This window comes from Anaerobutyricum hallii DSM 3353, from assembly GCF_000173975.1.
GTDB classification, from domain to species: Bacteria; Bacillota; Clostridia; order Lachnospirales; family Lachnospiraceae; genus Anaerobutyricum; species Anaerobutyricum hallii.
Genome location: NZ_ACEP01000169.1, coordinates 1 through 1,365 on the forward strand (window position 1 = coordinate 1; position 1,365 = coordinate 1,365).

The window sequence follows — 1,365 nt, forward strand, 5'->3', positions numbered from 1 at the left end:
TCAGGCGTCTGTTTGTCTAACGAATTAAATAGTAGAATCTTCCATTGTTATATTTTTTGCAATATAGTATAATGGAGAGAAAACTAGAGGAGATTTTTTGTATGAACAAGAATAATTTTTTTACCAGCTTGCCTTTCAAACTCTTAATGGGTGTTTTTCTAGGTATCTGTATTGGGCTTGTGCTTAATTATGCCGATGGCAATGCTGCGACAAGGGCCATTTTAAATGTGGTTGTAACTGCAAAGTATATTTTAGGACAGTTGATTAATTTCTGTGTTCCTTTAATTATCATCGGATTTATCGCACCTTCTATCACAAAGCTTGGCAGCCATGCTTCACGTATGCTTGGTGTTGCTATTGTTATTGCTTACGTTTCCTCATTAGGTGCTGCACTATTTTCTACAGTTTCCGGATATGCACTGATTCCACATCTTTCTATCAGTTCGGCAGCAGATAAACTGAAAACGCTTCCCGATGTTGTATTTGAACTTTCCATTCCACAGATTATGCCGGTTATGAGTGCACTTGTTTTATCTATTTTACTTGGACTGGCTGCAGCATGGACGAAAGCAGATTTGATTGCAGCTTTTTTAGATGAATTTCAGAAAGTTGTTCTTGCTATCGTTTCGAGAATCATCATTCCGATTCTTCCATTTTTTATCGGTCTGACATTCTGCTCACTTGCATATGAAGGAACTATTACAAAACAGCTTCCTGTTTTCCTTAAAGTTATTGTTATTGTTTTAGTTGGTCATTTCATCTGGATGACTTTGCTTTATGTACTTGCCGGAGTTTATTCAGGTGAGAATCCATTAGATATTATAAAAAATTATGGGCCTGCTTATCTGACTGCAGTAGGAACTATGTCTTCTGCTGCTACTCTTGCTGTTGCCCTGCAGTGTGCTGAGAAATGTAAACCACTCAGAAAAGATATGGTACAGTTCGGTATCCCGCTGTTTGCAAATATTCATCTGTGCGGTTCCGTTCTTACAGAAGTATTCTTCTGCATGACAGTTTCTAAAATTCTTTATGGCACAGTACCAACACCTGGAACAATGATTCTTTTCTGCGTACTCCTTGGAGTATTTGCTATTGGAGCACCTGGCGTACCTGGCGGAACAGTTATGGCATCCTTAGGACTTATCACAGGAGTTCTTGGATTCGGAGATTCCGGAACTGCATTAATGCTTACTATCTTTGCATTACAGGATAGTTTTGGAACAGCCTGCAATGTAACGGGCGACGGAGCTTTAACGCTTATTCTTACTGGATATACAAAACGACATAATATAGAAGAACAAACAATTGAACGCATAGATTTGTAAATCCTGATTTGTAGAGCGAAACAGACGCCCGCAAAGAGAG

1 protein-coding gene is annotated in these 1,365 nt (G+C 38.8%); it reads left to right on the top strand.

The features are described 5' to 3' along the window. The first annotated feature begins 101 nt into the window (after positions 1-101). Positions 102-1,325, top strand: coding sequence for a dicarboxylate/amino acid:cation symporter (locus EUBHAL_RS14050; RefSeq protein WP_022170480.1), 1,224 nt, complete (start codon positions 102-104; stop codon positions 1,323-1,325). Positions 1,326-1,365: the final 40 nt, after the last annotated feature.

What these genes read in the sequence shown, in the direction of transcription:
- EUBHAL_RS14050 (WP_022170480.1), top strand. Translation starts at nt 102, where the DNA reads ATGAACAAGAATAATTTTTTTACCAGCTTGCCTTTCAAACTCTTAATG.